The following is a 20810-nucleotide window of genomic DNA, read 5'->3' on the forward strand; positions in this document are numbered from 1 at the left end:
TGATGGACGAGAAGCGGCTGGTCAAGACCAGCAAGATGCTGGCCCGCATCCTGCGGCACGACCCCGACCGGGTGGGTGTCACGCTGGACGAGGCCGGCTGGGTCCGGATCGACGTGCTGCTCGCCGCGCTGGCGGCCAAGGGCAACCGGCTGACCCGGGTCGAGCTGGACCACGTGGTGACCACCAACAACAAACGCCGCTTCGGCTACTCACCGGACGGCCTCTCGATCCGCGCGAACCAGGGCCACACGGTGGCGGTCGACCTCGGTCTGGCCGCCGCCGTGCCGCCCCACGTGCTCTACCACGGCACCGCCGACCGGCACCTCGCGGCGATCTTCCGCGAGGGCCTGCGCCCGATGGCCCGCCAGGACGTCCACCTCTCGGCCGACACCGAGACGGCGACCAGGGTCGGCGCCCGGCACGGCCGCCCGGTGGTGCTGACGGTGAACGCCGCCGCGATGGCGGCGGCCGGCCACGAGTTCCGGGTCAGCGAGAACGGCGTCTGGCTCACCGACGCCGTACCGCCGCAGTACCTCTCCCGGCGCTCGTAGCCGGGCACCCGCCCCCGGCGGGCACCTCCGACGGGCCCACCCGACGCGCGCCCTCGACGCGCACACCCGCCGGCCGCCCCGGGCCGGGCCGTCCGCTCCGCCGGACAGGCCCATCGGGCACCCGACCGGGTGGGTCCGCCCCACCCGGTCTCGTCGCCCCGCCAACCCGGGCGTACCGTGAGGAGGCCGCGCGGCCAGGCGCGCGGGTGCGTGACGAGGGCGGTAGGACACATGGGCAAGAGCGCCGGCGACGGCCGGGTCTTCCGGATCACGGGGGCGCGCAGCAGCCTCAGCGAGGACGTCCGGGGGCGCCAGCGCCGCTACGTCGTCTCGATGCTGCTCCGCACCGTCTGCGTACTGCTCGCGGTGGTGCTGTGGGACGTCCAGCGCTGGCTGGCGTTCGTGGCACTGGCCGGCGGCGTGCTGCTGCCCTACTTCGCCGTGTTGATAGCGAACGCCGGACGGGAGCGGGCCCCGGGCCTGCCGAGCGCCTTCGACATCCCCTCGGACACCCCGCTGATGCTGGGCCCCGGTGGGAGGGGTGGGGCGGGTGCGACTGCCGGTACAGGAGAGGCAAAGGCCTCTGCCACCGATCCTTCACAGGACGTGAACTGACCGTCCTTTTCACCCCGCTTCGCCCGCGCCCCGCTCGGCGAAAGCTCAAAAGAAGCTCAGATTAATCATGCAAGACCTCCCCATCCGGGGGTCGTGGCGTGACATACTGCGTACGCGCTCCGCATCCCCCGTCGGAGCGACGGACCGACGCCGGGCAGCTCCCCCCGTGGCTGCCCGGCGTCGCCATGCCCGGATCCGGTCGTCCCGACCGGGCGTGACAGACTGGCGGTGCATTCTTCCCGCCTAACGCTGAGGACGGCCCGATGGACACCCCGCAGACGCCGATCTGCTCCGCCAAGGGCTGCCGGGCGGACGCCGGCTGGGTGCTGGTGTGGAACAACCCCAAGCTGCACACCCCGGACCGCCGCAAGACCTGGCTCGCCTGCGACGAGCACCGCGAGCACCTGTCGCAGTTCCTCGGCGTGCGCGGCTTCCTCAAGGAGGTCGTCGCCTTCGCCGACTGGACCCCCGAGCCCGGCACCCCGGCCTGACCGCGCCCCGACCCGACCGCGCCCCAACCCGACCCGACCGCACCCCGACCCGACCGCACCCCGGCGCTGCACACCGGGCGCAGGCCGCCCACCGCGGCCCGCTCGCCGGCCCCGTCCTAGCCGCCGATCGCGGACATCGGCCGCTCCGGCTGGAGGAACTCCGGGTCGTCGATCCCGGCCCCGGCCTTCTTGCCCCACATCGCCGCCCGCCACAGCGCGGCCAGCTCGGCGTCGTCCGCGCCGGAGCGCAGCGCCGTGCGCAGGTCCGTCTCCCCGGTCGCGAACAGGCAGTTGCGCACCTGGCCGTCGGCCGTCAGCCGGGTGCGGTCGCAGGCCCGGCAGAACGGGCGGGTGACCGAGGCGATCACGCCGACCCGGGCCGGGCCGCCGTCCACCAGCCAGCGTTCGGCGGGGGCCGCGCCCCGGCTGCCGGAGGGCTCCGGGGTGAGCGCGAAGCGGGCGCGGAGCAGCTCCAGGATCTCCTCCGCGGTGACCATCGAGGAGCGGTCCCAGCCGTGCTGGGCGTCCAGCGGCATCTGCTCGATGAAGCGCAGCTCGTAGCCCCGCTCCAGGCACCAGGCCAGCAGGTCGCCCGCCTCGTGGTCGTTGACCCCGCGCATCAGCACCGCGTTCAGCTTGACCGGCGCCAGCCCGGCGGCCTCGGCGGCGGCCAGCCCGTCCAGTACGTCCTGGTGGCGCCGACGGCGGGTGAGGGTGTGGAACACCTCGGGGTCGAGGGTGTCCAGCGAGACGTTGACCCGGTCGAGGCCGGCTTCGCGCAGCGCCGTCGCGGTGCGGGCCAGGCCGATGCCGTTGGTGGTCAGCGAGATTTCGGGGCGGGGCTCCAGCTCCGCGCAGGCGGCGACCACGGGGACCAGTCCGGGGCGCAGCAGCGGCTCGCCGCCGGTGAAGCGGACCTCGCGGACGCCCAGGTCGCGCACGGCGATCGTGACCAGCCGGACGATCTCCTCGTCGGTCAGCAGCTCCGGCTTGGCCAGCCACTGCAGGCCCTCCTCGGGCATGCAGTAGGTGCAGCGCAGGTTGCACCGGTCCGTGAGGGAGACCCGCAGGTCCACGGCCTGTCGTCCGAAGCTGTCGAGCAGCACGTGCGTCCTTCCCCGAGATGCGGCCGGCCCGGCCACCGTCACGGCGGGCCGGGCCAGCATAGTCATCGCGGAACGATCAATGGGCGCCCAGTCCGGTCAGTGAGCGGACCTCCAGTTCAGCGTACTTCGCCGGGTCGGGTCGTTCGGTGGACAGCAGGGTGCCGAGCCAGCCCGCCAGGAAGCCGATCGGGATGGAGACCAGGCCGGGGTTCTCCAGCGGGAACCAGTGGAAGTCGGCGTGCGGGAACAGCGACTTCTCGCTCCCGGACAGCACCGGGGAGAACGCCACCAGCACCACCGAGGAGATCAGGCCGGCGTAGACCGAGCTGACCGCGCCGACGGTGGTGAAGCGCTTCCAGAACAGCGAGTACAGCAGGGTCGGCAGGTTCGCCGAGGCGGCCACCGCGAAGGCGAGCGCCACCAGGGCTGCGGTGCTGAGCTTGCCGGCGTAGAGGCTGAGCACGATGGAGATCGCGCCGATCACCACCGCGGCCCACTTCGCCGAGAGCACCTCCTCCTTCTCGCTCGCCTTCCCGCGCCGGATCACGTTGGCATACAGATCGTGCGCGAAGGAGGCCGAGGAGGCGAGGGTGAGCCCGGCGACCACGGCGAGGATGGTGGCGAAGGCGACCGCCGAGATCACCGCGAGCATGATCGCCCCGCCGGTGGTCCCGGCCCCGCCGCCGAGCTGCTCGGCGAGCAGCGGCGCCGCGGTGTTCCCGGACGGCGTCTTGCCCTCGACGGCCACCATGCCGCTGCGGCCGACCAGGGCCGCCGCACCGAAGCCGAGCGCCAGGGTCATCAGGTAGAAGACGCCGATGATGCCGATCGCCCAGAGCACCGACTTCCGGGCCGCCTTGGCGGTGGGGACGGTGTAGAAGCGGACCAGGATGTGCGGCAGGCCGGCGGTGCCGAGCACGAGGGCGATCCCGAGGCTGATGAAGTCGAGCTTGGAGGTGTCGCTGGCGCCGTACTTCAGCCCGGGTTCGAGGAAGGCCGCACCCTTGCCGCTGGCGGAGGCCGCCGCGCCGAGCAGCTCGGAGGGGTTGAAGTGGTACTTGGCGAGCACCAGGACGGTCATCAGCGCGGCACCGGCGATCAGCAGGACCGCCTTGACGATCTGCACCCAGGTGGTGCCCTTCATGCCCCCTATCACCACGTAGATGATCATCAGCGCGCCCACCGCCAGGATGGTCCACCGCTTGGCGCCGTCCCCGGTGACTCCCAGCAGCAGCGCCACCAGCGCCCCCGCGCCGACCATCTGGGCGAGCAGGTAGAAGATCGACACCACGATGGTGGAGACGCCGGCCGCGGTGCGCACCGGACGCTGGCGCATCCGGAACGCGAGCACGTCCGCCATGGTGAAGCGGCCGGAGTTGCGCAGCGGTTCGGCGATCAGCAGCAGCGCGACCAGCCAGGCGACCAGGAAGCCGATCGAGTACAGGAAGCCGTCGTAGCCGTTGAGCGCGATCAGCCCGGCGATGCCGAGGAAGGAGGCGGCGGACATGTAGTCGCCGGAGATGGCCAGACCGTTCTGGAAGCCGGTGAAGCCGCGGCCGCCGGCGTAGAAGTCGGAGGCGCTCCGGTTCTGCCGCCCGGCCCAGACGGTGATGACCAGGGTGGCCACCACGAAGACCCCGAACAGGGTCATCGTCAGGCCGCGGTGCTCGGTGGCGGAGCTGGAGAGCAATGTCATTCGGCGGACTCCCGGGGGGCGTGGACGACGGCACCGTGCGCCTCGCGGATCGCGGTGGCGGCGGGGTCGATCCGCCGGTCCGCGTAGCGGGCGTACCAGGCGGCGATCGCGAAGGTGGTGGCGAACTGCAGCAGCCCGAGCACCAGGGCGACGTTGACGTGCCCGGCGACCTTGGCGCGCATCAGGCCGGGGGCGTAGCAGGAGAGCAGGACGTAGAGCAGGTACCAGAGCACGAAGCCGATGGTGACCGGGAAGGCGAAGCTCCGGAACGAGCGCCGGAGGGTACGGAACTCCTCGCTGTCGTCGATGAGTTGGACTTCCGTGGGGGCAGTGGTGATCGGCGGCGAATCCACTCTTTCTCCTCACTCCTTCGGCGTAGCTGGCACACAGGGGAACGATCGAACGTGAGGGGCGTCACATGTGGCTGACGCGCCGCGCAATGCTAGGAGCGTCGTGCCCATACCGGATAGGAGTTGACCGCGATCAGCCAGGCGTTCACCCCCTCGCGCCACCCGAATGGCCGAAAACGACCACTTGCACCCCTTCGGACCACCCCCGGCGCATGCGAAAGGGGCGGCACCGACCAGCGGTGCCGCCCCTCGTGACGACGCGTCAGAAGGCGATCCGGACCTTCAGCGCCGAGCGGTCGTCCATCGCCCGGTAGCCGTCCGGCACGCCGTCCAGGTCGACCGTGCGGTCGAACACCAGGCCCGGCTCGATGGCCCCGGAGAGCACGTCCGGCAGCAGCTCGGGGATGTACGCGCGGGCCGGGGCGACGCCACCGTTCAGCGAAACGTTTCGGCCGAACATCTGACCGATGTCCACGCCCGCGCTGCCGCCGTGCGGCACCCCGACGTAGCCCACCGCGCCGCCGTCGCGGGCGATCGAGACGGCCGTCCGCATCGACTCCTCGGTGCCGACCGCCTCCAGCACCGCGTGCGCGCCCTGGCCCCCGGTCAGCTCCTTGACCGCCTCGATGGCGGCGTCCCCGCGCTCGGCGACCACGTCCGTCGCCCCGAAGCGACGGGCCAGCTCGGTCCGGGCGGTGTGCCGGCCCAGCGCGATGATCCGGCCCGCGCCCAGCCGGTGCGCCGCCAGGACGCCGCACAGGCCCACCGCGCCGTCGCCGACCACCGCGACCGTCGAACCGGGCCGCACCCGCGCCGAGACCGCCGCGTGGTGCCCGGTCGACATCACGTCCGACAGCGCCAGCAGCCCGGGCAGCAGCTTCTCGTCACCGGCCGCCTCCTTCGGCAGCTTCACCAGCGTCCCGTCCGCGAACGGCACCCGTACGGCCTCGCCCTGTCCGCCGTCCGAGCCGACCTGCCCCCAGAACCCGCCGTGCGGGCAGGAGGTGTGCAGGCCTTCGCGACAGAAATCACACGTCCCGTCCGACCAGACGAACGGCGCCAGCACCAGGTCGCCCTTGGCGAAGCCGCGCACCTCGGCACCGGCCTCCTCGACCACGCCCAGGAACTCGTGCCCGATCCGCTGGCCGGCCACCCGCTGGGCCACCCCGCGGTACGCCCACAGGTCGCTGCCGCAGATGCAGGCGTTCAGCACGCGGAGCACCACGTCCGTCGGGTGCTGGATCACCGGGTCCGGTACGTCCTCGATCCGGATGTCGTTGGGGCCGTGGATCACGGTGGCACGCATGCGCTGTCCTTAACTGAAACGAACTCGACCAGGTGTACGACACCCCCGTCGACCACTCTATTCCGGCCGGTCGGTCGGAACATTCCGGCCAGGCCCCTCCGCCCCGCCCCTTATCCTGTTGGACCATGCAACCGATCCAGCCCGCGCCGAGGACCGCCCCGGTCCCCGCACAGCGCTCCGCCGCCCCCACCGAGGGCTTCGCGGTCGTCGACGTCGAGACCACCGGTCTCGGCCGTACGGACCGCGTCATCTCGGCGGGCGTCTACCAGCTGGACCCGGACGGCGAGGTCACCGACCACTGGTACACCCTGGTCAACCCCGAGCGGGACCCGGGCCCGGTCTGGATCCACGGCCTGACCACCGAGCTGCTCTCCTCCGCCCCGACCTTCCCGCAGGTCGCCGACGAGTTCGCCGACCGGCTGCGTGGCCGGGTCCTGGTCGCGCACAACGCGCTCTTCGACTGGAACATGATCTCCCGCGAGTTCTCCCGGGCCGGTCTGCACGCCCCGGTCGAGCAGCGGCTGTGCACCATGGTCCTCTCCCGCGACCTGCGCCTGCCGCTGCCCAACGGCAAGCTGGCCTCGCTCGCCGCGCACTTCGGCGTCCGGCAGCGCCACGCCCACAACGCCCTGGACGACGCCCGGGTGCTCGCCGAGGCCTTCCGCCCCAGCCTGCACCTCGCCCGCCTCGGCGGCGTCCCGCTGCCGCTGCAGAACTGCGTCGCGGTCACCGACCTCGGCGAGGACGAGCCCGCCGCCCCCGGCCGCGCCTCCTGGACCGGCGCGAACTACCGCCAGGCCAAGAAGCGCCCGCCCTGCCCGCACCCCAACCCGGGACGCTGGCAGGACGGCGAGCCGCTGGTCCAGGGCATGCGGGTGGCCTTCACCGGCGACACCGCGACCGACCGCGAGCTGCTGGAGGACCGCGCCGTCGAGGCCGGCCTGCACATCGCCACCTCTGTGAGCCGCCTCACCAGCCTGCTGGTCACCAACGAACCGGACAGCTGGAGCGGCAAGGCCCGCAAGGCCCGTGAGGTCGGCACCCCGGTGGTCACCGAGGACGCCTTCCTGCAGCTGCTGCGCGAGGTCGCCCCGCACCCCGGTGCGTGAGCCCGTTGTGAGGTCGGCGTACCGTTCCCATGTGTACCGTTTTCTGCTGACCCGCCAGTGGCTGATCACCATGCTGATCGCGCTGCTGCTGATCCCCGCGACGATCAAGCTGGGCTTCTGGCAGCTGCACCGCCACGAGGCGCGGGTGGCCCGGAACGAGCTGATCGGCAAGGCCCTCACGGACGCCCCGGTCCCCTTCGACACGCTGTCCCCGACGCCCGGCTTCGCGGTCCCCAAGGACCTCACCTGGCGCGCGGTGACCGCCACCGGCCAGTACGACCCGGCACACGAGTTCGTGGTCCGCAAGCGGACCGACTCCAGCGGGGACACGATCGGCTACTTCGTCGTGACCCCGCTGAAGCTCTCCGACGGCAAGGGCAGCGTCCTGGTCAACCGCGGCTGGGTCGCCTCCGGCGCCACCGCCACCGAGTACCCGCCCGTCCCCGCGGCCCCCACCGGTGAGGTCTCCGTCACCGGACGGATGCGCGCCGACGAGACCTACGGCGCCAGCGGCATCAAGGACCGGTCCGGCCTGCCGGACCGCCAGTTCAACCTGATCAACACCGCCGAGCAGGTCAAGGACACCGGCGCCACCCTCCTCGGCGGCTACCTCGAACTCTCCGCCACCACCCCGGCCCCGGCCGACCAGCCGCAGCTGATCCCCGAGCCCAACCACTCCGACATCGGCCCGCACATGGCCTACGCCATCCAGTGGTGGCTGTTCACGGCGATGATCCCGGTCGGCGTCTGGATCCTCGCCCGCCGCGAGGCCAAGGACCGCGCCAAGCAGGCCGCCGAGCCCGAGACCGTCGCCGAACCCGTCCCGGCCTAGCCAGGGTCCGTCCTCAAGCGCGGAGCACGTCGTCCAGCTCGCGCAGCAGCCGCGCCTTCGCCCGCGCCCCCACCACCGACCGCACCGGCTGCCCGCCGCGGAACACCATCAGCGTCGGCATCGAGAGCACCCCGTACGCCGCCTGCGTCCGCGGGTTGTGGTCCACGTCGACGCTCACCACCCGCAGCCGGTGCGCCTCCTCCCGGGCGATGTCCGCCAGCACCGGGGCCATCATCCGGCACGGCGGGCACCAGTCCGCCGTGAAGTCCACCAGCACCGGCCCCTCGGCCGCCAACACCTCCGCGGCGAACGTGTCGTCCGTCACCGCCGGCACACCCGTGATCTCCACCATCGTCTACTCCTCCGCCAGTTCACACCGTGGTGGTCGCTCGGAAGCCGCGAGGTCGTCCCGTGCCCGCACCGCCCGCTCGAACTGCCCGGCCACCTGCGCACGCGCCTCCTGCAGCCGCGCGATGCAGTCGTCCAACTCGGCGAGCTTGCGCTCGTACACCTCCAGCGAGGCCGGGCACGAGTCCCCCTCCGGGTGACCCGCCCGCAGGCACTCCACGAACGGCCGGGTCTCCTCCAGCCCGAACCCGGCGTCCTGGAGCATCCGGATCTCCCGCAACAGCCGCAGGTCCCCCTCGTCGTACGCCCGGTACCCGTTGCCCGCCCGCCGGGCCGGCAACAGACCCAACTGCTCGTAGTACCGCAGCGCCCGCGTGGTCGTCCCCGCCCGCTCCGCCAACTCCCCGATCCGCATGCCGAACCCGCTCCTCCCGCACTTCCGGCGACGACCGTAAACCTTCCCCCCGGCGTCAACGCCAGCCCGCGCCGCCGAACGCCCGCCCCACCCGGCAAGATGTCCCCCATGGATCTCGGACTCGAAGACAAGGCCTACATCGTCACCGGCGCCACCCGGGGCCTCGGCCTCGCCGCCGCCCGCGAACTCGCCGCCGACGGCGCCCGCGTCCTGGTCAGCGGCCGCACCCGACAGGCCGTCGACAAGGCCGTGGCCGAACTCGGCGCCCTCGGCACCGCCCGGGGCATGGTCGCCGACAACGCCTCCCCCGACACCCCCGAGCGCCTGATCGCCGAGGCCAGGCAGCACTTCGGCCGTTTCGACGGCATCCTGATCAGCGTCGGCGGCCCCCCGGCCGGCCCGGTCGAGACCACCCCCGAGGAGGCCTGGCGCGACGCCTTCGAGTCCGTCTTCCTCGGCGCCCTCCGCCTCGCCCGCGCGGCCGCCGCCGAACTCTCCGACGGCGGTGTGATCGGCTTCGTGCTCTCCAGCTCGGTCCGCCAGCCGATCCCCGGCCTCGGCGTGTCCAACGGCCTGCGCCCGGGCCTCGCGATGGCCGCCAAGACGCTCGCCGACGAGCTCGGCCCCCGCGGCATCCGCGTGGTCGGCCTGCTGCCCGCCCGGATCGACACCGACCGGGTCCGCGAACTCGACGCCCTCGCCGACGACCCGCAGGCCGCCCGCACCGCGGCCAGCGCCGGCATCCCGCTCGGCCGCTACGGCACCCCCGAAGAGTTCGGCAAGGTCGCCGCCTTCATGCTCTCCCCCGCCGCCTCCTACCTGACCGGTCTGATGGTCCCGGTCGACGGCGGCGCCCTGCGCACCCTCTGATCCCTACACCACCCGCGACCGCCTCCGCCACCGCCGGGGCCACCGGTGCCGCGGCTCGGCGGGGGCCGCCTGCAACACCCGGATCCGCAGGTCGGCGGGCAGCTCCGGCAGGCTCAGGCTGCGGCACGCGTCGGTCCGGGGCCCGTCCTCGAAGTGCGCCACCAGCCCGGCCGGATCCCCGCCCGGCGTCAACCGCACCGCACCGCGCAACCGCGGGTGCCGCGGCGCCCGCACCAGCCGGATCCCCGCCCGCTCGACCTCGGGCAGCACGGCCGTCCCGCTCTCCATCGCCTCCTCCAACGCCCGGGCGCCGACCCGCAGCCGGAGCCCGCTCACCCCCGGCGTGGGCACCGCGATGCTGGACAGCCCGGTGCGCCGCAGCTGCGCCACCAGCCACCACACCATCCCCGCCATCAGCACGGCCAGCCCGCCGATCACCGTCGGCCACCACCACGTCGAGTCCACCCACCGGCTGCGCGTGCGCACGCTCACCACCGGTTGGTCCGGCGACGTCCACGGCCACCAGTGCGGCGGGCTCACGCCCAACCGCCGGTACAGGTCGAGCCCGCCCGCCAGCACCAGCACCCCGACACCCAGCAGCACCAGGCCCACCGCCCCCAGCAGCACCCGGTTGACGACCACCCGCGTCACGGCGCGGCCCCCGTTCCCGGCCCGGCCCCCGTGCCGGGTCCCGTCTCGGGCGCTTCCCCTGGCTCGGGCGCTGCCTCCGCCGTCGCCGCTGTCCCCGCCTCGGGCTCTGCCTCCGCCGTCGCCGCTGTCCCCGCCTCGGGCTCTGCCTCCGCCGTCGCCGCTGTCCCCGCCTCGGGCTCTGCCTCCGACTCTGCCTCCGCCTCCGGGCCGGCCCCCGCGTCGCCGCCCGCCGCGCGCCCACCGGCCGTGCGCACGTCCAACCGCAACGGCCGGGCCAACCCCACCCGGTCCAGCTCGTCCCGCAACTGCCGCTGCACCGAAGCCGGATCGGCCGGACCGACCAGCGAGACCCGGGCCCTGCGCCGCCCCACCTTGATCCTCAGGTGGTCGATCCCGGCCAGCCCCGCCGCCCGGTCCGTCAGCAGGTGCCCGATCCCGGCCCGCTCGACGGCCGCCGCGGTGGCCCCGTAGGGCCGCAGCACCAGCCACCGCCCCAGCCCGGGCGCGATCGCCAGCCACAGCAGCCACCCGCCCAGCAGTGCGGCCACCCCGGCCCCGACCAGCACCCACGTGTCGTCCAGGTGCCGAGTCGCCAGCTCGTCCACGATCTGCGCCCGCCACGCCCGCGCCGGCTGCCCGGCGCGGACCGCGATCACGTCGTACAGCAGCGCCCCCGCGGCCAGCAGCAGCACGGTCGCCACCGCCGTGGCCGCCACCGTCCGCGGCGCCCGCAGCCTCCGTACCGTCCCCGCCCCCGCTCCCGGACCCTCGACGGCCTCCGTGTCCGCGCCGGTCGCTGGCACGTCACCCGCAGGCGCGCCGCCCGCAGACACGTCGCCCGCAGGTGCGTCGCTCACGTCGCTCACGACGCCCCCACCAGCTTCTCGACCACGACCACCACGTCCGACACCCTGGTCCCGGTCAGCCGCAGCACCCGCTCGGCGATCGCCGCCCGCATCGTCCGGGCCAGCCCCGCGATGTCCGCCGGGAAGGGCAGCTCGACCTCGACCCGGACCGTCACCGTGCTCCCGGGCACCGCCACCGAGACGTGCGGCGGCGCCCCCTTCGCCCGCCCGGCGGGCCAGGCGCCGACCTGCACCTCCCGGGCCGCCCGGGCCGCGATCCTGGCGTAGACCCGGTCGGCGACCCGCAGCCGCCCCCGCCGCCCCGACACCGGAACCGGGCCGGGGGCAGAGGCCGCCATCAACGGCGCCGGTCGCGGCCGCGGAACAGGTCCCCGAGTTCACCCAGCTCGATGTCCCCCTCCAGCAGACGCCCGCCCACGAAGCCGACCAGTCCGAGCGCGCCCACCAGCAGGAACGCCGCGAACCCCCCGAAGTACCCGGCGAAGCCGAGGGCCATGCCCACCACCAGGCCGACGATGGCCAGGTTCATCCGCTACTCCCTCGTTCCTCGCTGCGTGGTGCGCCGTCGGCGCCGCCCGCTACTTGAGCTTGGCCCGTTGCCCCGGCGCCACCACCGGCTCCTCTTCCTCCTCGAACTCCGGTTCGTCCGGGAGGTGGACGTCGTTGACCGCGATGTTCACCTCGACGACCTCCAGGCCGGTCATCCGCTCGACCGCCGCGATGATGTTCTCCCGCACCTGGCGGGCGAGTTCGGGGATGACCACGCCGTACTCGACCACCAGTGCGATGTCGATCGCGGTCTGCTTCTCGCCGACCTCGGCCTTGATGCCCCGCCCGATGCTGGACTTGCCACCGGGCACCCGGTCCCGCATCGCGCCGAACGTGCGCGCGAGCCCGGAGCCCAACGCGTGGATCCCGGACACCTCCCGGGCGGCCATCCCGGCGATCTTCTCCACCACGCCGACGGCCAGCGCCGTACGGCCGCGCTCCCCGACCGCTTTCGCACCGCCCGGGGAGCCCGGCGGCGGACCGGGGGTCGGAGCACCGCCGGCGTTCTTGTGCAGGGTCGCGGGCGTCGGAGTGTCAGGCATGGGCACATCTCCCGTCGTACGGCTCCAGCTATATCGCAAACCTCCCCAACTCTGGCATTTCGCCACGTTCCGCGCCCGCCGAACGACACCCGGCCGGCGCCCACCCGGGCCCCGCGGCGCACCCCGGAAACGCCGACGGCCCGACCCGGGGCATCCCCCGAGGTCGGGCCGTCGGTCGCAGCGCGAGGCCGAAGGGCGCGAGGTCAGTCGCCGATCCCGGCGAGCTCCCGCAGCCGACGGGCCTGGGCCACCCGTTCGGCCGAGCGCTGCTCCTCGAAGGAGCGCCCGGCGGCACCCTGCAGCAGCGCCTTGGTCTCGATCACCGCGCCGCGCGGAGCGGCCAGCAGGGCCGCCGCGAGGTCGCGGGCGGCGGCGTCCAGCTCGGCGCCCGGCACGGCCAGGTTGGCCAGCCCGATCGCGGTGGCCTCCTCGGCGTGGACCCAGCGGCCGGTCGCGCAGATCTCCAGCGCACGGGCGTAGCCGACGAGGTCGGTGAGCGGCTTGGTGCCGGCCAGGTCGGGGACGAGGCCGAGCGAGGTCTCCTTCATCGCGAACTGCACGTCCTCCGCGACCACCCGCAGGTCGCAGCCGAGGGCGAGCTGGAAGCCCGCGCCGACGGCGTGCCCCTGGACGGCGGCGATGGAGATCAGGTCCGGGCGGCGCCACCAGGTGAAGGCCTCCTGATAGGAGGCGATGGTGTCGTCCAGCTCCTTGTCGGCCGCGGCCGCGAGCTGCAGGAAGGTGGGCTCGCCGGGGATGCCCTCGGCGGTGAACATGGCCCGGTCCAGCCCGGCCGAGAAGGAGACGCCCTCGGCGCGCAGCAGGACGACCCGGACGCTGCCGGGCAGCTCGCGGCCCGCGTCGGTGAGGGCGCGCCAGAGCGCGGGCGACTGGGCGTTGCGCCGCTTGGGCTGACAGAGGGTGACGACGGCGAGTTCGCCCTCGATCTCCAGGCGGACGCCGTCCCGCTCCCAGCTCGGGGCCTGCGGGTCGGTGGCGGGGGCGGTCATGCGTGGACCTCCGGTGGCGGGGGATGTGGCTACCGGAGAGTAACAAAACTGGGCGCGCGAGGGCAGGGGCCCGGCCCGGAAAGATCGACGGAGCTCGGGCGGAAGGGGGCCGGGGGCGGAACACACCCCGGACATGACGATCGGCGGCCGGTCCACACGACCCGAGGGCGGACGCCCGGCTGTCGGTCAGCCGTCGTCTCCTCGGTCGGCGCCCTGCCGCCGCGTCATCCAGCCAATAGCTGACGAACCGTCAGGAACCGGCCCCGGCAGTCGCCTTGTTCTTGCCCCGCGTGGCACCGCCGCGGCCCCGGAGGATCACTCCGGACTCGCTCAGCATCCGGTGCACGAAGCCGTACGAACGACCGGTCTCCTCCGCGAGAGCGCGAATGCTCGCCCCGGAGTCGTACTTCTTCTTGAGATCGGCCGCGAGCTTCTCACGCGCGGCACCGGTCACCCGGCTGCCCTTTTTCAGAGTCTCGGCCACCCGTGCCTCCTCGTAGCGTTGCTCGGTCAGATTCCCATGATCACCCATCCACCGCGTCCTGGCCACCCATTCGACAAGGTCGATGTCGGAAATGCGTGGTCCTCCGGTGGTGATCCGAGCGCACCAGGGCGCTCACGCAGAGTGCACGCCCCCGGGCCGGTGCCGCCGTTCGCCGTGAAAGGGCTGATCAGCAGCGTCGGCCCGACCACGATCGAGTGGCGGGCCGACGGGAAGTCCTTAAACGGAATCCGGGTCTACTTCATTCCCGGACACGCCGTATGGACTAGTTTTTCTGGTCCGAAAAGCGGATGCCGCGTCTACTTCCGGTCAGGCCAGCGAGACCAGATCGGCGTAGGACGGGTTCCAGAGGTCCTCCACGCCGTCCGGCAGCAGGATGATCCGCTCCGGGTCGAGCGCCTCGACCGCGCCCTCGTCGTGGGTGACCAGCACGACCGCGCCGGAGAACTCGCGCAGGGCGCCCAGGATCTCCTCGCGGCTGGCCGGGTCGAGGTTGTTGGTGGGCTCGTCGAGCAGCAGCACGTTGGCGGAGGAGACCACCAGGGTGGCCAGCGCCAGGCGGGTCTTCTCACCGCCGGAGAGCACCCCGGCCGGCTTGTCGACGTCGTCGCCGGAGAACAGGAAGGAGCCGAGGATCTTGCGGATCTGCACCAGGTCGGTGTCCGGCGCGGCCGAGCGCATGTTCTCCAGGACGCTGCGCTCCGGGTCCAGGGTCTCGTGCTCCTGGGCGTAGTAGCCGACCTTCAGGCCGTGGCCCGGGATCACCTCGCCGGTGTCCGGCTGCTCGACCCCGGCCAGCATCCGCAGCAGGGTGGTCTTGCCGGCACCGTTGAAGCCCAGCACGACGACCCGGGAGCCGCGGTCGATCGCCAGGTCGACGTCGGTGAAGATCTCCAGCGAGCCGTAGGACTTGGACAGGCCGCTGGCGGTCAGCGGGGTCTTGCCGCAGGGGGCCGGCTCCGGGAAGCGCAGCTTGGCGACCTTGTCGTTCATCCGGACCTGCTCCAGACCGGAGAGCAGCTTGTCGGCGCGGCGGGCCATGTTCTGCGCGGCCACCGTCTTGGTGGCCTTGGCACGCATCTTGTCGGCCTGCGCGTTCAGGGTCGCGGCCTTCTTCTCGGCGTTGGCGCGCTCGCGCTTGCGGCGCTTCTCGTCGTCCTCGCGCTGCTGCTGGTACTGCTTCCAGCCCATGTTGTAGACGTCGATGCAGGAGCGGTTGGCGTCCAGGTAGAAGACCTTGTTGACGACCGTCTCGACCAGGTCGACGTCGTGCGAGATGACGATGAAGCCGCCCTTGTACGTCTTCAGGAAGTCCCGCAGCCAGACGATCGAGTCCGCGTCCAGGTGGTTGGTGGGCTCGTCGAGGAGCAGCACGTCGGAGTCCGAGAAGAGGATCCGGGCCAGCTCGACGCGGCGGCGCTGACCACCGGAGAGGGTGTGCAGCGGCTGGGCGAGGATGCGGTCCGGCAGGCCCAGCGCGGCGGCGATGGTGGCGGCCTCGGCCTCGGCGGCGTACCCGCCCTTGGTGAGGAACTCGGTCTCCAGGCGGGCGTACTTCTTCATCGCGTTGTCGCGGGTGGCGCCCTTGCCGTTCGCCATCCGGTCCTCGTTCTCGCGCATCTTCTTCAGCACGGTGTCGAGGCCGCGGGCGGAGAGGATGCGGTCCTTGGCGAGGACGTCCAGGTCGCCGGTGCGCGGGTCCTGCGGGAGGTAGCCGACCTCGCCCGAACGGGTGACGGTCCCGGCGGCGGGCAGGCCCTCGCCGGCCAGCACCTTGGTGAGCGTGGTCTTGCCGGCGCCGTTGCGCCCGACCAGGCCGATCCGGTCGCCGGAGGCGACCTTGAAGCTCGCGGACTCGATCAGGATCCGGGCACCGGCGCGCAGCTCAAGGGCGTTGGCGGAAATCATGGCTGGGAACTACTCCTGGGACGTGGGCGGGCGGCCGGGCGGTGGGCCGGGGCCGGGCGAGCGGGAAGGGGCTTCATCGACGGTCGGCGCAGCACACGGAGCGCCGCCGCCCGCTATTGCCCGGAGAAGATAGCCATGGCGGCAAGTCTACCGGGCGCCGCGAAACGCCCCGGGGGACTACCGTCCGGGGGTACCCGTCGACCCCGACGGCCCGTCGGTTACGGCTGCTGCGCGGCCGGCTGGTCGTCCACCGGCGCCGTGGGAGCCGCGCCGTCGGGCCCGGCCGGGGTGTCCGGGCCGGCCGGGGCGTCGGCCGGGGCCGGGGGTGCTGTCGTGGTGTCGACCGGGGGTGCGGTCGTGGTGTCGGGCGCCACCGGGGCCACCGGGGTCGCGGGGCTCACCGGGGCGGCGGGGGCCGCCGGGGCGTCCGCGGCCGGGGCCGCCGACGGGTCGACGCAGCCGCCCTGCGGCCGGACGGCGGCGAAGGGCGCGTCGAGGGCGCCGCACGCGGTCTCGGGCGCGGCCACCTTGGTGTCGAAGATCTTCGGCGGCACGATCGGGCCGTCGGTGATCTCCACCCGGGTGCGGTCCAGCACCTTGACCGTCGCGGCCGGGCCGGTGCTCATCGACCAGCCGTTGCTGTCCAGCCGGTAGCCGGTGATGCCGCCGGAGACGGCCAGCCCGCTGCTGTTGGTGCAGGTGCGCGGGATGAGCACGGCGTAGTCGGTGTGCACGGCGCGCAGCGGGTCGTAGGCGCAGCCGTTGGCCGGCTTGTCGTTGTAGCGCAGGTCGCCGTCGGCGTCGCGCAGGCCCATGGTCAGGTTCGGCGTCACCAGGGCCAGCCAGGGCGAGCCGTCCCGCTGGACGGTGTGCAGCGCCCCGGCGGCCCGCTGCTTGGCGAGCTGCTTGCGCTGGGCGTCGGTCCGCTTGTCGGCGCCGGGCTCGCCGTCGCCGCGCAGCCAGTCGGCCAGGCCCGGTACCGCGCGGTGCCAGCGCACCTCGTGGTCGCCCGGGCGCACCGAGGTGACCATGCCGTCGTCCCAGACCACGATCGCGTTGTCCCCGGCCATCGCCAGGTAGAGCGCCTCGGCGCCCTCGCGGCGGTAGGACCAGGCCTGCTCGCCGGTCTGCTTGTGGAAGGCCTCCAGGCCGGGCCCGACCCGCAGGTCCAGGTCGGCCGCGCTGAGCGATTCCGAGTTCACCGGCGTCGCCTCCGCGCCCGGACCGGCCACCCGGTCGCCGAACGGCACCGGCTTGTTCGCGTGGGCCGCCGCGCCGGCCGCAAGGACCAGCATCACCGCCAGGGCAGGCAGGATCGAGCGGGGGGTCAGTACACGCAGCGGCTTCCGGGACACGGCCGGAGCGTACCTTTCGCCGGGCGGGCGAGTCAGCCCGGTTCCGGGTTCCGACCGCGCGGCCGACCGTGTGCCCGGCCCCGCGCGCCCCGCCCGTACGCCCACCCGCCCACCTGCGCGGTTCGGCACCCCGACCGTTGCGCGGGGCGGTCCGGGGCGGGCCGCGGGGGCCCGAACGGACCGTTACAGATCTGATACACGGGGGCCGGTCGCGGAGCGTTGCGGCAGACGGCGTTCGAATATCGCCCACTTTAGGGTGACATTCGGCTTTTCGATCCTCCGGCGGGCCTACTGTCGGCGAGCGGGGCGCCACGGTCCGTCCACGCCGAGACCGGGCGCCCCGCACACGCGATGTCCGGAGGAGAGACCATGCGCATCGGCCGTCTGACCCTGGCCGCCGCCGCCCTGCTGCTGATGGCCACGGCCAGCGTCCCGGCCGGCTCGCCGCTCAGCCGGGCCGAACGGCACTCCCTCTCCTCCGACGCCTTCGAGCCGCGCGGCGCCGCCCCCCGCCCGCCGGTCCAGCGGCCGAGGCACGAGCCGCCGTTCGGGGCCTTCGTCGGCTCCTGGGACAACTACATCCCGCAGATCGGCCGGTACGCGCAGTGGCTGGGCGGCGCGAACCTCCAGGTCGGCCACACCTACCTGGCCGGCAACGGCTGGGCCGACGTCGAGGGCGAGCCGGTGGTGCTCGGCATGTGGTCGCAGTGGCGGCTGGCCGACCCGTCCCGGCTGCTCGTGCTCGGCGTGCCGATGCTGGTGCCCAACGAGGCGCACGTGTCGGACGGCGAGGTGGCCAGGCTGCTCGCCCAGGGCGTCCGCGGGGACTTCGACGGGCACTTCCTCAAGCTCGCCCGGCGGCTGGTCGCGCTCGGCGGCGCGGACACCGTGCTCACCCTCGGCTGGGAGATGAACGGCACCACCTACACCCACCGCTGCAAGCCCGACCCCTCCGCCTGGAAGGCGTACTGGCGGCGGATCGTCGGGGTGATGCGCTCGGTGCCCGGGCAGCGGTTCCGCTTCGACTTCGCGCCCAACCGGGGCCTGGACGCCATCCCGTGGACCAAGTGCTACCCCGGCGACGACGTGGTCGACGTCATCGGCATGGACAGCTACGACCAGCCCGCCGGGGCCACCTTCGACGACTACGTGCGCGAGCCGTACGGCCTGCAGGACCAGGTGGAGTTCGCCGCCAAGCGCGGCAAGCCGGTCTCGTACCCGGAGTGGGGGCTGTTCCGCAACGGCGACAACCCGGAGTTCGTCCAGCGGATGGTCGACTGGATCCGCACCCATGACACCGCGTACCAGACCGTCACGGACTACTGCCCGCACGGCTTCTTCCAGTGCTCCGGCAATCCGCGCTCGGCGGCGCGGTTCAAGCAGCTGATGGCCGGGTCCAAGGGGGCGCCGGCGGTGGTGCCGACGGCGCCCCCGGCGCCGACCTCACCCGCGGCGCCCGCCTCTCCCCCGGCGCCGACCGCAACCGCCTCGCCTGGTGCCCCCGCCCCGGCGGGCACCGCCGTCCCGTCGAGCGCAGCGGCGACGCCGAGCGTGGCAGCGACGCCGAGGCCGACGCCGGGCCCGACCGCGAGCCCGTCGACGGCTGCCACGCCCGCCCGGCGCTGAGCGGTCAGCCGCGCCGGGCCAGCAGCGCCTCCTTGACCCTGGGGAAGCGGGTGCTCAGCCGGTGCGCCGCCGCCTGCCGGACGCGCACCGCCGCCGCCCGGGCGGCCGCCGCCGGCGCCGCCCCCGCGGGGCCCAGCAGCAGCCGCTGGTTGGGCAGCGGGTCCGGGCGCCAGCGCTGCTTGTACGGTTCCCGGCCGCGCAGCAGGCCGAGCAGCGGGATGCCGGCGCCGACCGTCTCGTCCAGCGCCGCGCTGAAGAGCAGCCCGGCGATGTCCAGCCGCTCGCGCAGCACCGGGTGCGCCCCGTACAGGTACAGCCCGCCGAAGGAGGGGCAGAGCAGCAGCAGGTTCACCGCGACCAGCTCGCCGTCCAGGTGGAAGCGGTGGACGGCGGCCCTGCCGGTGGCGACCAGGCCGGTGGTGGACTCGGTCAGGTGCCGGACGAACCGCTCGGTGCGGTGCTCCGGGGTGACGCCGCGCTCCTGCCACTGCAGGAAGTGCAGCCGCAGCAGCCCCTCCAGCGCCTCCGGCACCTCGGCCGGCGGCGTCGAGCTGACCTGCACCCCGGCCTCGGCGATCTTGCGCAGCTTCACCCGGCTGCGCTGCGCGGTCTTGCCGGGCACCCGCTTGAGCAGCCGCTCCATCGGGACGGCCGGCAGGTACTGGCAGAGCGAGTCCTCGAAGCGGCGGCGGTCGCCGCGCCAGTGCGCGAACACCCGCTGCACCGCCGCCTCGGGGTGCACCTCGCGCAGCTCCAGCCAGTGCCAGGGGCGGGTGAGCGGGAGGGCGGCGGCGAACTCGGCGGCGGCGCGGTCGGCGCAGTCGTCGTCGAGCAGGACGTCGGTGTAGTCGACCAGCCCGGCGCCGAGGCCGGTCAGGCCGCCGAACGGTCCGCCGCGGCGCCGGAAGGCGCCCGCGCCGACCAGCCGGCCGTCCCGGCGGACCAGCACCACGACCAGCGCGCCCGGGCGGCCGTAGTGCCGCCACCAGGAGCGCTGCCAGGCGGCCGCCTGGAAGAAGGTGGCGGTCCGGCAGCGGGCGGCCAGGTCGTCCCACTCCTCGGCGAGGGTGTCCAGGGCGTCGTCCTCGCGGCGCAGCTCGGTGGTCCAGGTCGGCGCCGCCGACTGGGCCGGCGGGCCGGGTCTGCGGATCTCGGTGCTCATCGGGCGCTCCCGGCCGGGGTCTTCTCCTTGGCGGCTGTCGGCTTGGCGGCTGTCGCCTTGACGGCCGTCTTCCTCGCGGCCGTCTTCTTCGCGGCCGGCGCCCCGGCCGGTGCCTCGGCAGGTTCCCCGACGAGTTCCCCGGCTGCGGGCTCCGGGGTTGCGGCGGGCCCGGCGTCGGCGGCCGCGGTCGTCCCGCCGGCCTTCGTGTCCGCCTTCGTGTCCGCCTTCGGGCCGGCCTTCGCGTCCGCTGCCGCCGGGCCCGCCCCCGCCGCGTCGGCCTTCGCGCCCGGGGCGGCCTCGACCGGCCGCTCCCCGGTGCGCGGGCGCGGCGGCGTCGGGACCCCGGCCGGTACGGCGCCCTCGGCGCCCTCGGCGGTGTCCGGTGCCGCGGCCCCGTCCCGACGGCGGGTCATCATCACCAGGGCGCCCAGCAGCAGCCCGGCCGCGCCGCCGACCGCGACGTCCAGCTTGCCGGAGGGCGTGGTCGGCTTGTCCGGCGCGGCGGCCGGGGCCAGCGTCACCAGCCGGACGTTGGTGTCCTTGCTGCTGGTGTTGGCGAAGGAGACCAGCGAGCGGGCCACCGCGTCGGCCGTCCGGGCGGCGTCCTGGGCGCGCGTCCCGGTGCCGGTGATCTCGATCATCGGCGCGTCCGGGGAGGTCGTCCCGTGCACCAGCTCCTCCAGCTCGGCCCGGGTGCGGCCGGTCTCGGCGGCCGCCACCGCGAGCACCTGCGGCTGGCCCGCCAGCCGCCCGTACGCCTGGGCGAAGTTGGTCGCGGTCGCCGCCTCCCCCGGGTTCTGCGGGACGACGAGGACGTAGGCGTTGGTGGCGTACGAGGGGGGCGAGACGACGGCGTACCCGGCGCCGGCCGCGGCGCCCAGCGGAACCGCGAGCGCCACCGGCCACCAGCGGCGGACCAGGCGGCGGGCGCTTCGGCGCGGTGTGGTCAT

24 protein-coding genes are annotated in these 20810 nt (G+C 73.9%); 7 read left to right on the forward strand and 17 right to left on the reverse strand.

All coding sequences use genetic code 11. The features are described from left to right. Positions 1-2 precede the first annotated feature (2 nt). The 3 genes from ABT048_RS33105 (at position 3) to ABT048_RS33115 (ending at position 1657) form a co-directional block, all read left to right on the forward strand. Positions 3-551 carry an RNA 2'-phosphotransferase gene (locus tag ABT048_RS33105; RefSeq protein ID WP_350525315.1) on the forward strand — a complete coding sequence of 183 codons (549 nt, stop codon included), beginning with the start codon at positions 3-5 and terminating at the stop codon, positions 549-551. A gap of 231 nt (positions 552-782) precedes the next feature. After that, complete coding sequence (locus ABT048_RS33110) at positions 783-1166, forward strand: DUF3099 domain-containing protein (protein WP_350525268.1); 384 nt, start codon at positions 783-785, stop codon at positions 1164-1166. A 263-nt stretch (positions 1167-1429) separates the two neighbouring features. Then, complete coding sequence (locus ABT048_RS33115) at positions 1430-1657, forward strand: hypothetical protein (RefSeq protein WP_350525269.1); 228 nt, start codon at positions 1430-1432, stop codon at positions 1655-1657. A gap of 116 nt (positions 1658-1773) precedes the next feature. Here ABT048_RS33115 and moaA read toward each other — a convergent pair whose 3' ends face one another. The 4 genes from moaA to ABT048_RS33135 all read right to left on the reverse strand — a co-directional run bounded on the left by moaA (position 1774) and on the right by ABT048_RS33135 (position 6115). Then, the gene (moaA, locus tag ABT048_RS33120; RefSeq protein ID WP_350525270.1) at positions 1774-2763 is read right to left on the reverse strand and encodes a GTP 3',8-cyclase MoaA; all 990 of its coding nucleotides are present in this window, start codon (positions 2761-2763) and stop codon (positions 1774-1776) included. Between the two features lie 76 nt (positions 2764-2839). After that, complete coding sequence (locus ABT048_RS33125; RefSeq protein WP_350525271.1) at positions 2840-4459, reverse strand: monocarboxylic acid transporter; 1620 nt, start codon at positions 4457-4459, stop codon at positions 2840-2842. Beyond that, the gene (locus ABT048_RS33130) at positions 4456-4812 is read right to left on the reverse strand and encodes a DUF485 domain-containing protein (RefSeq protein ID WP_350525272.1); all 357 of its coding nucleotides are present in this window, start codon (positions 4810-4812) and stop codon (positions 4456-4458) included. Before ABT048_RS33130 ends, ABT048_RS33125 begins: the two co-directional genes overlap by 4 nt. Before the next feature lie 259 nt (positions 4813-5071). Further along, positions 5072-6115 (reverse strand): zinc-dependent alcohol dehydrogenase family protein, encoded by a 1044-nt coding sequence (locus tag ABT048_RS33135; RefSeq protein WP_350525273.1) that lies wholly within the window; start codon positions 6113-6115, stop codon positions 5072-5074. Positions 6116-6240: 125 nt separating this feature from the next. Here ABT048_RS33135 and ABT048_RS33140 point away from each other — a divergent pair, with 125 nt between their 5' ends. Continuing rightward, positions 6241-7224 (forward strand): DEDDh family exonuclease, encoded by a 984-nt coding sequence (locus ABT048_RS33140; protein ID WP_350525274.1) that lies wholly within the window; start codon positions 6241-6243, stop codon positions 7222-7224. A gap of 31 nt (positions 7225-7255) precedes the next feature. After that, complete coding sequence (locus ABT048_RS33145; RefSeq protein ID WP_350525275.1) at positions 7256-8056, forward strand: SURF1 family cytochrome oxidase biogenesis protein; 801 nt, start codon at positions 7256-7258, stop codon at positions 8054-8056. Positions 8057-8069: 13 nt separating this feature from the next. Here ABT048_RS33145 and trxA read toward each other — a convergent pair whose 3' ends face one another. Both trxA and ABT048_RS33155 read right to left on the reverse strand, forming a co-directional pair. Next, positions 8070-8408, reverse strand: coding sequence for a thioredoxin (gene trxA, locus ABT048_RS33150; RefSeq protein ID WP_350525276.1), 339 nt, complete (start codon positions 8406-8408; stop codon positions 8070-8072). 3 nt (positions 8409-8411) lie between these two features. After that, a complete protein-coding gene (locus ABT048_RS33155; RefSeq protein WP_350525277.1) occupies positions 8412-8819 on the reverse strand; it encodes a MerR family transcriptional regulator in 408 nt (135 codons plus the stop codon). A gap of 108 nt (positions 8820-8927) precedes the next feature. Between ABT048_RS33155 and ABT048_RS33160 the strand changes: the two genes are divergently transcribed. Then, positions 8928-9689: an SDR family oxidoreductase gene (locus ABT048_RS33160; RefSeq protein WP_350525278.1), complete on the forward strand. Its 762-nt coding sequence runs from the start codon at positions 8928-8930 to the stop codon at positions 9687-9689. 3 nt (positions 9690-9692) lie between these two features. Here ABT048_RS33160 and ABT048_RS33165 read toward each other — a convergent pair whose 3' ends face one another. From ABT048_RS33165 to ABT048_RS33205, 9 genes are all read right to left on the reverse strand, one after another. Further along, entirely contained in the window at positions 9693-10340 is a 648-nt protein-coding gene (locus ABT048_RS33165; RefSeq protein WP_350525279.1) for an alkaline shock response membrane anchor protein AmaP, read from the reverse strand. After that, positions 10337-11041 (reverse strand): DUF6286 domain-containing protein, encoded by a 705-nt coding sequence (locus ABT048_RS33170; protein WP_350525280.1) that lies wholly within the window; start codon positions 11039-11041, stop codon positions 10337-10339. The genes ABT048_RS33165 and ABT048_RS33170 overlap by 4 nt, the downstream gene beginning before the upstream one ends. Before the next feature lie 161 nt (positions 11042-11202). Then, on the reverse strand, positions 11203-11544 hold the full coding sequence (locus tag ABT048_RS33175; protein ID WP_350525281.1) for a hypothetical protein: 342 nt from the start codon (positions 11542-11544) through the stop codon (positions 11203-11205). Beyond that, positions 11544-11735, reverse strand: a complete 192-nt coding sequence (locus ABT048_RS33180) for a hypothetical protein (RefSeq protein WP_350525282.1) — start codon at positions 11733-11735, stop codon at positions 11544-11546. Before ABT048_RS33180 ends, ABT048_RS33175 begins: the two co-directional genes overlap by 1 nt. 49 nt (positions 11736-11784) lie before the next feature. Next, entirely contained in the window at positions 11785-12297 is a 513-nt protein-coding gene (locus ABT048_RS33185; RefSeq protein ID WP_350525283.1) for an Asp23/Gls24 family envelope stress response protein, read from the reverse strand. A 203-nt stretch (positions 12298-12500) separates the two neighbouring features. Beyond that, complete coding sequence (locus ABT048_RS33190) at positions 12501-13307, reverse strand: enoyl-CoA hydratase/isomerase family protein (RefSeq protein WP_350525284.1); 807 nt, start codon at positions 13305-13307, stop codon at positions 12501-12503. A gap of 250 nt (positions 13308-13557) precedes the next feature. Next, the gene (locus ABT048_RS33195) at positions 13558-13791 is read right to left on the reverse strand and encodes a helix-turn-helix domain-containing protein (RefSeq protein WP_030059940.1); all 234 of its coding nucleotides are present in this window, start codon (positions 13789-13791) and stop codon (positions 13558-13560) included. 327 nt (positions 13792-14118) lie between these two features. After that, positions 14119-15717 (reverse strand): ABC-F family ATP-binding cassette domain-containing protein, encoded by a 1599-nt coding sequence (locus tag ABT048_RS33200; protein WP_350525285.1) that lies wholly within the window; start codon positions 15715-15717, stop codon positions 14119-14121. A gap of 218 nt (positions 15718-15935) precedes the next feature. After that, positions 15936-17072 carry a PQQ-binding-like beta-propeller repeat protein gene (locus ABT048_RS33205; RefSeq protein WP_350525286.1) on the reverse strand — a complete coding sequence of 379 codons (1137 nt, stop codon included), beginning with the start codon at positions 17070-17072 and terminating at the stop codon, positions 15936-15938. A 369-nt stretch (positions 17073-17441) separates the two neighbouring features. Here ABT048_RS33205 and ABT048_RS33210 point away from each other — a divergent pair, with 369 nt between their 5' ends. Then, complete coding sequence (locus ABT048_RS33210) at positions 17442-18698, forward strand: glycoside hydrolase family 26 protein (protein ID WP_350525287.1); 1257 nt, start codon at positions 17442-17444, stop codon at positions 18696-18698. A 4-nt stretch (positions 18699-18702) separates the two neighbouring features. On the opposite strand, the gene ABT048_RS33215 is transcribed toward ABT048_RS33210, so the two are convergent. Together ABT048_RS33215 and ABT048_RS33220 are read right to left on the reverse strand one after the other, a co-directional pair. Further along, on the reverse strand, positions 18703-19860 hold the full coding sequence (locus ABT048_RS33215; RefSeq protein ID WP_350525288.1) for a GNAT family N-acetyltransferase: 1158 nt from the start codon (positions 19858-19860) through the stop codon (positions 18703-18705). Beyond that, positions 19857-20810, reverse strand: coding sequence for a Wzz/FepE/Etk N-terminal domain-containing protein (locus tag ABT048_RS33220; RefSeq protein WP_350525289.1), 954 nt, complete (start codon positions 20808-20810; stop codon positions 19857-19859). Before ABT048_RS33220 ends, ABT048_RS33215 begins: the two co-directional genes overlap by 4 nt.

The sequence above is a fragment of the Kitasatospora sp. NPDC096140 genome (genome assembly GCF_040303045.1).
Classification (GTDB): Bacteria; Actinomycetota; Actinomycetes; order Streptomycetales; family Streptomycetaceae; genus Kitasatospora.

What these genes read in the sequence shown, in the direction of transcription:
- ABT048_RS33105 (WP_350525315.1), top strand. Translation starts at nt 3, where the DNA reads ATGGACGAGAAGCGGCTGGTCAAGACCAGCAAGATGCTGGCCCGCATC.
- ABT048_RS33110 (WP_350525268.1), top strand. Translation starts at nt 783, where the DNA reads ATGGGCAAGAGCGCCGGCGACGGCCGGGTCTTCCGGATCACGGGGGCG.
- ABT048_RS33115 (WP_350525269.1), top strand. Translation starts at nt 1,430, where the DNA reads ATGGACACCCCGCAGACGCCGATCTGCTCCGCCAAGGGCTGCCGGGCG.
- ABT048_RS33125 (WP_350525271.1), bottom strand. Translation starts at nt 4,459, where the DNA reads ATGACATTGCTCTCCAGCTCCGCCACCGAGCACCGCGGCCTGACGATG.
- ABT048_RS33135 (WP_350525273.1), bottom strand. Translation starts at nt 6,115, where the DNA reads ATGCGTGCCACCGTGATCCACGGCCCCAACGACATCCGGATCGAGGAC.
- ABT048_RS33140 (WP_350525274.1), top strand. Translation starts at nt 6,241, where the DNA reads ATGCAACCGATCCAGCCCGCGCCGAGGACCGCCCCGGTCCCCGCACAG.
- trxA (WP_350525276.1), bottom strand. Translation starts at nt 8,408, where the DNA reads ATGGTGGAGATCACGGGTGTGCCGGCGGTGACGGACGACACGTTCGCC.
- ABT048_RS33155 (WP_350525277.1), bottom strand. Translation starts at nt 8,819, where the DNA reads ATGCGGATCGGGGAGTTGGCGGAGCGGGCGGGGACGACCACGCGGGCG.
- ABT048_RS33160 (WP_350525278.1), top strand. Translation starts at nt 8,928, where the DNA reads ATGGATCTCGGACTCGAAGACAAGGCCTACATCGTCACCGGCGCCACC.
- ABT048_RS33175 (WP_350525281.1), bottom strand. Translation starts at nt 11,544, where the DNA reads ATGGCGGCCTCTGCCCCCGGCCCGGTTCCGGTGTCGGGGCGGCGGGGG.
- ABT048_RS33180 (WP_350525282.1), bottom strand. Translation starts at nt 11,735, where the DNA reads ATGAACCTGGCCATCGTCGGCCTGGTGGTGGGCATGGCCCTCGGCTTC.
- ABT048_RS33185 (WP_350525283.1), bottom strand. Translation starts at nt 12,297, where the DNA reads ATGCCTGACACTCCGACGCCCGCGACCCTGCACAAGAACGCCGGCGGT.
- ABT048_RS33190 (WP_350525284.1), bottom strand. Translation starts at nt 13,307, where the DNA reads ATGACCGCCCCCGCCACCGACCCGCAGGCCCCGAGCTGGGAGCGGGAC.
- ABT048_RS33200 (WP_350525285.1), bottom strand. Translation starts at nt 15,717, where the DNA reads ATGATTTCCGCCAACGCCCTTGAGCTGCGCGCCGGTGCCCGGATCCTG.
- ABT048_RS33210 (WP_350525287.1), top strand. Translation starts at nt 17,442, where the DNA reads ATGCGCATCGGCCGTCTGACCCTGGCCGCCGCCGCCCTGCTGCTGATG.
- ABT048_RS33215 (WP_350525288.1), bottom strand. Translation starts at nt 19,860, where the DNA reads ATGAGCACCGAGATCCGCAGACCCGGCCCGCCGGCCCAGTCGGCGGCG.
- ABT048_RS33220 (WP_350525289.1), bottom strand. Translation starts at nt 20,810, where the DNA reads ATGACCACACCGCGCCGAAGCGCCCGCCGCCTGGTCCGCCGCTGGTGG.